This window comes from Kitasatospora putterlickiae (assembly GCF_039527695.1).
GTDB classification, from domain to species: domain Bacteria; phylum Actinomycetota; class Actinomycetes; order Streptomycetales; family Streptomycetaceae; genus Kitasatospora; species Kitasatospora putterlickiae.
Genome location: NZ_BAAAKJ010000101.1, coordinates 317 through 8,106, shown reverse-complemented (window position 1 = coordinate 8,106; position 7,790 = coordinate 317). Strand labels below are relative to the sequence as shown.

At 74.7% G+C, this 7,790-nt stretch carries 9 protein-coding genes; 8 read left to right on the top strand and 1 reads right to left on the bottom strand.

Annotation, left to right across the window (positions count from 1 at the left end; genetic code table 11):
- The 5 genes from ABD308_RS10850 to ABD308_RS10830 all read left to right on the top strand — a co-directional run.
- The coding region (locus ABD308_RS10850; RefSeq protein ID WP_344331597.1) for an NAD(P)H-hydrate dehydratase at window positions 1-257 on the top strand (257 nt) is incomplete at its 5' end.
- Window positions 258-1,019: 762 nt separating this feature from the next.
- Complete coding sequence (gene alr, locus ABD308_RS10845) at window positions 1,020-2,228, top strand: alanine racemase (protein WP_344331594.1); 1,209 nt, start codon at window positions 1,020-1,022, stop codon at window positions 2,226-2,228.
- On the top strand, window positions 2,225-3,460 hold the full coding sequence (locus tag ABD308_RS10840; protein WP_344331587.1) for an alpha/beta fold hydrolase: 1,236 nt from the start codon (window positions 2,225-2,227) through the stop codon (window positions 3,458-3,460). The genes alr and ABD308_RS10840 overlap by 4 nt, the downstream gene beginning before the upstream one ends.
- A 103-nt stretch (window positions 3,461-3,563) precedes the next feature.
- Window positions 3,564-4,061, top strand: coding sequence for a tRNA (adenosine(37)-N6)-threonylcarbamoyltransferase complex ATPase subunit type 1 TsaE (tsaE, locus tag ABD308_RS10835; RefSeq protein ID WP_344331580.1), 498 nt, complete (start codon window positions 3,564-3,566; stop codon window positions 4,059-4,061).
- Window positions 4,062-4,182: 121 nt separating this feature from the next.
- Complete coding sequence (locus ABD308_RS10830; protein ID WP_344331568.1) at window positions 4,183-4,410, top strand: hypothetical protein; 228 nt, start codon at window positions 4,183-4,185, stop codon at window positions 4,408-4,410.
- A 17-nt stretch (window positions 4,411-4,427) separates the two neighbouring features.
- On the opposite strand, the gene ABD308_RS10825 is transcribed toward ABD308_RS10830, so the two are convergent.
- Window positions 4,428-5,057, bottom strand: coding sequence for a hypothetical protein (locus ABD308_RS10825; protein WP_344331610.1), 630 nt, complete (start codon window positions 5,055-5,057; stop codon window positions 4,428-4,430).
- A gap of 205 nt (window positions 5,058-5,262) precedes the next feature.
- Between ABD308_RS10825 and tsaB the strand changes: the two genes are divergently transcribed.
- From tsaB to tsaD, 3 genes are read left to right on the top strand one after another with little or no spacing between them, the layout of a single operon-like run.
- Window positions 5,263-5,919, top strand: coding sequence for a tRNA (adenosine(37)-N6)-threonylcarbamoyltransferase complex dimerization subunit type 1 TsaB (gene tsaB / locus ABD308_RS10820; protein ID WP_344331562.1), 657 nt, complete (start codon window positions 5,263-5,265; stop codon window positions 5,917-5,919).
- Window positions 5,920-5,978: 59 nt separating this feature from the next.
- On the top strand, window positions 5,979-6,569 hold the full coding sequence (gene rimI / locus ABD308_RS10815) for a ribosomal protein S18-alanine N-acetyltransferase (RefSeq protein ID WP_344331606.1): 591 nt from the start codon (window positions 5,979-5,981) through the stop codon (window positions 6,567-6,569).
- On the top strand, window positions 6,562-7,650 hold the full coding sequence (gene tsaD / locus ABD308_RS10810) for a tRNA (adenosine(37)-N6)-threonylcarbamoyltransferase complex transferase subunit TsaD (protein ID WP_344331557.1): 1,089 nt from the start codon (window positions 6,562-6,564) through the stop codon (window positions 7,648-7,650). Before rimI ends, tsaD begins: the two co-directional genes overlap by 8 nt.
- Window positions 7,651-7,790: the final 140 nt, after the last annotated feature.

The window sequence follows — 7,790 nt, the reverse complement described above, 5'->3', positions numbered from 1 at the left end:
CGTGGCTGGCGACGGCCGGCAGCGGCGACGTCCTGGCCGGCCTGGCCGGCTCGCTGCTCGCCACGGGCCTCTCCCCACTGGACGCCGCCTCCGTGGCCGCCTACCTGCACGGCCTCGCCGCCCGCCACGCCGCCGCCACCCCCGGCGCCCCCATCACCGCCCTCGACGTCGCGACCGCCCTCTCCACCGCCTGGAACGACGTCCGCTCAGCCACTGCAGATGAATATGCAGACCGGTCTACATACGAGCGGGAGTAGGAAGTCGGCCAGGCCGACTTCCTACTCCCGCTCCGCTGCTCCTTAATGCTCCCGCGCCTGCCCTGTGGTGGCGTCCCGGGCAGAATCAGTAGACCGGTCTGCATATTGCTGTGCGCGCCGGCCAGCTGGTGGCGCGTGCGCGGGTTGCCTGGAATGGAAAGTCGGGCGGGCCGACTTCCTGCTCCCGCATCCTCCGCTGCCTGGTGGCGTCTCATGGCTGGAATCGGTACACCGCTCTGCATTTCGCCGCGTGCCGGCGTTCTGGTGGGCGCATGGTGTCGGGCTGCCTGGAGTGGAAAGTCGGGTGGGCCGACTTCCTGCTCCCGCCTCTTCCGCTGCCTGGTGGCGTCTCACGGCTGGAATCGGTAGACCGGTCTGCATATTTCACCGCCCGCCGACCCCGGTGGCGCGTGCGCGGGTTGCCTGGAGTGGAAAGTCGGGTGGGCCGACTTCCTGTTCCAGCTGCTTCTGTGCGCGGTGGTGCCCGGAAGTGCTCCGGGTCGAATCAGTAGACCGGTCTGCATATTCGAGCGCGGTGCCCAGTCGCCTGGAGTGGAAAGTCGGCCCGCCCGACTTTCCACTCCGTGACGGTCGCCGGGGAGGCTATGTAGACCGGTCTGCATATTGCTGGGGTGGGCCGGGGGTGGGTGGGAACCGGGGGGTGCTTCGTGGGCGTCCGGGAAGGGGCGGGGGGTTGTGGGGGGACGGTGTGCCGACGGGCTGTTCGGCGAGGACCCTGGGATGTCTGGGAGACTGACCCTGATGACAACTGCGAAGACCACCGTTACGGCCACCCTCACCGAAGGCGCGCGAGCCGAGGTGACCATCGATCTCGCCGCCCTGCGCGGCAACCTCGACGCGCTGCGCGAGCGTATCGGCGGGGCCACGGTGATGGCCGCGGTCAAGTCGGACGCTTACGGGCACGGCGCCGTCCGGTGCGCCCGGGAGGCGGTGGCCGCGGGAGTCCGCTGGCTGGGCACCGCGACGCCGGACGAGGCGCTCGCGCTGCGCGCCGCCGGCATCCGCCCGGACCAGGCCCGCATCCTCTGCTGGCTGTGGACCCCCGGCGGCCCCTGGCGCGAGGCCCTCTTCGCCGACCTCGACATCTCGGTCAGCGGCCAGTGGGCGCTCACCGAACTGCTCGCCGCCGTCCGCGCCACCGGCATCCCGGCCCGGGTCCACCTGAAGGCCGACACCGGCCTCGGCCGCAACGGCTGCCAGCCGCACGACTGGCCGGAGCTGGTCGCCGCCGCCCGCCGCGCCGAGCTGGACGGCCTGCTCACCGTGGTCGGCGTCTGGTCGCACTTCGCCGCCGCCGACGAGCCCGGCCACCCCTCCATCCAGGCCCAGCTGGACGCCTACCGCGCCGCTCTGGCCACCGCCGAGGCGGCGGGCCTGCGCCCCGAGGTGCGGCACCTGGCCAACTCGCCGGCGGCCCTGCTGCTCCCGCAGTCGCACTACGACATGGTCCGCACCGGCCTCGCGATGTACGGGCTGTCGCCGGTCCCGGACGTCGGCTCGCCGGCCGACTTCGGCCTGCGCCCGGTGATGTCGCTGAGCGCCCGGCTGGCGCTGGTCAAGCACGTCCCCGGCGGCCACGGCGTCAGCTACGGCCACCACTACACCACCCCGGGCCCGACCACCCTGGGCCTGGTCCCGGTCGGCTACGGCGACGGCGTCCCCCGGCACGCGAGCGGCATCGCCCCGGTCCAGATCGACGGCCGGTGGCGCACCGTGGCCGGCCGGGTGGCGATGGACCAGTTCGTCGTCGACCTCGGCGGCGACACCCCGCCGATCGGCGACGAGGTGCTCCTCTTCGGCAACGGCGACCGCGGCGAGCCGACCGCCGAGGACTGGGGCCGCGCCTGCGGCACCATCTCCTACGAGATCGTCACCCGGATCGGCGCCCGGGTGCCGCGCCGCTACGTCGGAGGCCTGGACGAGGGCCCGCACGGGAGCCCGCTCGGATGAGCGACCAGCCCGGAGCCGACCCGGTCGAGGCGGTGAGCGGCGTGGCCCGCGCCGTCAAGGCGGCCGGGGCGGCCACCGGGGTGAGCCGGGCCGGTCTGATCGGCATCTCGGTCGGCGTGCTCGCGGCCGGCGCCGCCGCCGGTGTGGCGATCGAACGGCTGACGGTCGGCCGGACGATGCGCCGCCGGGCCCGCGCCGAGCTGGACGCCAAGGCCCCGTACGGATCGCTGCGTGGCCGCCCCCGCACCGTCGCCGCCGCCGACGGCACCGAGCTCTACGTCGAACTGGACGGGCTGGACGGCACCGGCGGCACCGAAGGCACCGACGGCACGGACAGCACCGACGACGGTCCCGAGCCGCTGACCGTGGTCTTCTGCCACGGCTACTGCCTCAACCAGGACAGCTGGCACTTCCAGCGCGCCGCGTTCCGCGACGGCGTGCGGCTGGTCTTCTGGGACCAGCGCAGCCACGGCCGCTCCGAGCGCTCCCGCTCCTTCCGGGCCGGCGAGCCCGCCAGCATCGACCAGCTGGGCGGCGACCTCAGGTCCGTGATCGACGCCGTCGCACCCACCGGCCCGCTGGTCCTGGTCGGCCACTCGATGGGTGGCATGACGGTGATGGCGCTGGCCGACCAGTACCCCGAACTCTTCCGCGAGCGGGTCGCCGGCGTGGCCCTGATCGGCACCCTGGCCGGGAACTGGGACGCCGTCACCTTCGGCCTGCCCCAGGTGGGCGCCAGGCTGTTCCGCCGGGTCGCGCCGGGCATGATCAAGCTGCTCGGCCGTCAGGTGGATCTGGTGGAGGCGACCCGCCGGCTGGGCACGGACGTCAGCGCCGTCTTCTACCGGCGCTTCTCCTTCGGCGGGAAGGACGTCGACCCGGGCGTGATCCGGTTCGCCGAGCAGATGCTGGACGCCACCCCGATCGACGTGGTGGCCGAGTTCTACCCGGTGTTCTCGGTCCACGAGAAGACCGAGGCCCTCGCCGCGCTGCACGGCATCCCGGCGCTGGTGCTGACCGGTACCAAGGACCTGCTGACCCCTCCCGGCCACGGCGAGGTGATGGCCGAACGGCTGCCGGGTGCCGAACTGGTCCTGGTCGAGGACGCCGGCCACCTGGTGATGCTGGAGCGCCCCGACGTGGTCGACGCCCGGCTCGCCGCCCTCTTCGAGCAGGCCGCCCGCTTCCGCGGCGCCGACGAGCCGGCCTCCGGGACCGACGAGCCGGCGTAGTCCGCGAACGGGGCCGGCGCGGTGGGCGTGGGGGATGTGGCACGGTAGCGGGGGCGCCCGAGGGCCGGTGCGCCGTCGTTTGACCGAAGGGCTTGATTAGCGCATGGGCTCGCACGCCACTCTCACCGTCGCCACCCCCGACCGGATGGGCCGGCTCGGCCGGGAGCTGGCCGCGCTGCTGCGGCCGGGGGACCTGGTGCTGCTCTCCGGTGAGCTGGGGGCGGGGAAGACCACGCTGACCCGGGGGCTCGGTGAGGGGCTGCGGGTGCGGGGCGCGGTCACCTCGCCGACCTTCGTGATCGCCCGGGTGCACCCGTCGCTGGTCGGCGGACCGGCGCTGGTGCACGTCGACGCGTACCGGCTGGGCGGGGACCTCGACGAGATGGAGGACCTCGACCTGGACGTCTCGCTGCCCGAGTCGGTGGTGGTCGTCGAGTGGGGCGAGGGCAAGGTCGAGCGGCTCTCGGAGGACCGCCTGGAGGTCCGGATCGAGCGGGCCATCGGCGCCGAGGCGGCGGGTGACGACCTGGACCCGCGCCGGGTGGGGCTGACCGGGCTCGGGCCCCGCTGGGACGGCGTGGACCTGTCGGTGCTGGCCTGACGGAGCCGGACACCGCCGAAGTCACGGTTTGCCGACAGGGTGTCGGGAAGATGTTGCGGTCGGGGTCCCGGGCGTGGTGGGATGGGTTTTGAGGTTAGGTCTGCCTAACTAGGGAGGCGCCATGCCGAGCACCACGCCCGCCCCGGAGCGCGAACCGCGCGGGACCGGGGCCGAGGGGCCCGACCGCCGTGCCGCGGGGGAGCCGATGCGGGCCCTGCTGGCCGCCTGCGCGGCGGCGGAGGCGGTCTCCACCCCGCCCGGACGACGACCGCCCGTACGGCGACCGGCCGGAAGCGCACAGGCCGGAAGCGCGCAGGGCGAGGAGCCGCGGGTGGACCGCGCCGCGTAACCTCCGGGCCGCCGGGGTCAGGCGATCACGACCACCTTGGTGTCCTTGGGCGCGAAGTCCCAGAGCAGCTGCCCGTCCGCCCGGCTGCTGCGGATGCCGCCGGTCTTCGCCTTCGTACCGCCGCCCCCGATCGCGGACGGCGTCCCCGACGCGGACGCCGTCGGCGCGGCGGTCGGCGTGCCGGTGGCGCCGTCGGTGGCCGCGCTGAAACCGAACACCACGCCGTTCTGCTGGGCGAACCGCACCACGTGCTCGATCTGCTTGCCGTCGGTGCCGGTTCCGGACGGGGTGCGGCTGTACACGGGGTAGCTGCCGGGGGCCGGTTCGACGGTGCCAGGGGTGACCGGGAACGCGGCCACCACCTGCGGGGTCTTCTTCGGGTCGACCAGCCAGACGTAGTGCGTGCCGACCGAGTAGACGACCCGCAGCCCGGTGCCGGTGCCCGCGGCGGGCAGCGGCGGCACGGTCGGCGTGGGCGTGCTGGTCGGGGTGGCCGAGGCGGCCGGCCCGCTGGACGAGGCGGCGGTGCTCGTGCCCGGATTGGCGGCGACCGCGCGGTCCTGCGCGCCGTTGGCCTGGAAGGCCAGCAGGCTCACCACCGCCAGGGCCCCCAGGGTCAGCCCCGTGACCACCACTCCAGGACCCATCTTCGCCACGTGTGCTCCCACCGCCGTCCCAAAACCGTCGGCCCCATCGTGCCAGGTTCGCCCGTCCGGTCCGCATCGCGTCGGACGTGTGTTCCGCCGTGGAGCGGGTTTTCGATCGGGCGGCGCACATCCCGCGAACGCCGGGAGCGGACCGGGGCCCGACGGGCCACGACGGGTCACCGCCCGACCGGTCTAACCTTGACCCGTGCTGCTGCTCGCGTTCGACACCGCTACCCCCGCCGTCACCGCCGCCGTCCACGACGGCACGGCCGTCCTCGCCGAGACCGACCAGGTCGACGCCAGACGCCACGGCGAACTCCTGTTGCCCGCGATCGACCAGGTGCTGCGGGCGGCCGGTGTCGACAAGCACCGGCTGACGGACATCGCCGTGGGCGTCGGCCCGGGCCCGTACACCGGTCTGCGGGTCGGCCTGGTGACCGCCGCCGCGCTGGGCCACGCCCTGGACCTGCCGGTGCACGGCGTCTGCACCCTGGACGCGATCGCCCACCGGGCCCGCGCCGAGGGCCTGGCCGGCGAGCCGTTCACGGTGGCCACGGACGCGCGGCGCAAGGAGGTCTACTGGGCCGCCTACGACGCCGAGGGCCGCCGGACCGAGGGCCCGTCGGTGGACCGCCCGGGCGAGCTGACGCCGTCGGCGCGCTCGGTCGGCGCGGGCGCGCTGCTCTACCCGGACGCCTTCCCCGGCGCGCACGGCCCCGAGCACGTCTCGGCCGGCGCGCTCGCCGAGTTCGCCGCCGCCGAGCTGGCCGCCGGCCGGGCCCTGCTGCCCAACGCCCCGCTCTACCTGCGCCGCCCGGACGCCCAGGTGCCGGCCGGCTACAAGGCGGTGCTCCCGGCGTGACCGGCCCGAGCACCGACGGGGCCGTGCGCACCGCCGTCCCCGCCGCCACGCTGCGCCCGATGCGCTGGTGGGACATCGCCCCGGTGCTGGCGCTGGAACTGGAGCTGTTCCCCGAGGACGCCTGGTCCGCCGGCATGTTCTGGTCCGAGCTGGCCGAGGCCCGTCCCGACGGCACCCGCCACTACACCGTCGCCGTCACGCCGGACGGCACGCTCGTCGGCTACGCCGGGCTGATGGCGGTGGCCGGTGAGGGCGACGTGCAGACCATCGCCGTCGACGGCCGCCACCAGGGCACCGGACTCGGCGCGGCGCTGCTCGCCGACCTGGTCCGGGAGGCCGCCCGGCGCGGCTGCGCGGACCTGCTGCTGGAGGTCCGGGTGGACAACCTCCGCGCGCAGCGGCTCTACGAGCGCTTCGGTTTCGAGCCGGTCGGCATCCGGCGCGGCTACTACCAGCCCGCCAACGTCGACGCGCTGGTGATGCGCCTCGATCTCGCCGAAGCCGCCGCCAACGTAGCCGCCGCCGACGAGGCCGCCGCCGACGAAGCCGCCGCCAACGAGGCCGCCGAAGCCGCCCCCGCCCCCGAAGACCTCGACGAACCCGCGGACCACCCGCGACCGGACGTGAAGAAGGACACCACCCATGGCTGACGAACCGCTCGTCCTCGGCATCGAGACCTCCTGCGACGAAACCGGCGTCGGCATCGTGCGCGGCACCACGCTGCTCGCCGACGCGGTGGCCTCCAGCGTCAACGACCACGCCCGGTTCGGCGGCGTCGTCCCCGAGATCGCCAGCCGCGCGCACCTGGAGGCGATGGTCCCCACCATCCAGCGCGCCCTGGACACCGCAGGCGTCAAGGCGAGCGACCTGGACGGCATCGCCGTCACCGCCGGCCCCGGCCTGGCCGGCGCGCTGCTGGTCGGCGTGAGCGCCGCCAAGGCGTACGCGTGGGCCCTGGACAAGCCGCTGTACGGCGTCAACCACCTCGCCTCGCACATCTGCGTGGACCAGCTGGAGCACGGCCGGCTGCCGTCCCCGACGATGGCCCTGCTGGTCTCCGGCGGGCACTCCTCGCTGCTGCTCAGCGAGGACATCACCAGCGACGTGCGCCCGCTCGGCGCGACCATCGACGACGCGGCCGGCGAGGCCTTCGACAAGGTGGCCCGGGTGCTCGGGCTCGGTTTCCCCGGAGGCCCGGTGGTGGACCGCACCGCCCGCGAGGGCGACCGGAAGGCGATCGCCTTCCCGCGCGGCCTGACCGGCCCCAAGGACCCGGAGTACGACTTCTCCTTCTCCGGTCTGAAGACCGCCGTCGCCCGCTGGGTGGAGGCCAAGCGCCGGGCCGGAGAGGACGTGCCGGTGGCCGATGTGGCGGCGTCCTTCCAGGAGGCGGTCACCGACGTGCTGACCCGCAAGGCGGTCAAGGCCTGCAAGGACAACGGGGTCGACCACCTGATGATCGGCGGCGGCGTCGCGGCCAACTCGCGGCTGCGCGAGATGGCCCAGCAGCGCTGCGACCGGGCCGGCATCCGGCTGCGGGTGCCGCGCCCGGGCCTGTGCACCGACAACGGCGCGATGGTCGCCGCGCTCGGCGCCGAGATGGTCTGGCGCGACCGCGCGCCGTCCTCCCTCGACCTGTCGGCGGACTCCTCGCTGCCGGTCACCGAGGTCCACGTCCCGCACACCGACTTCCACGGCCAGGCCTACCGGGCGCTGGGCGGCCAGGAGTGAGCACCACCGCCGCGATGTGGGAGGCCCGGGCCGCCGACGGGCGGGGCGCCGAGCTCTCCGCCTGGGTCCGGCAGACCGCGCTGCCCGCGCTGCGCGGCCGCGCCGGGCTGCTGCGCGCCGAGCTGTTCGCCGCCCCCGGC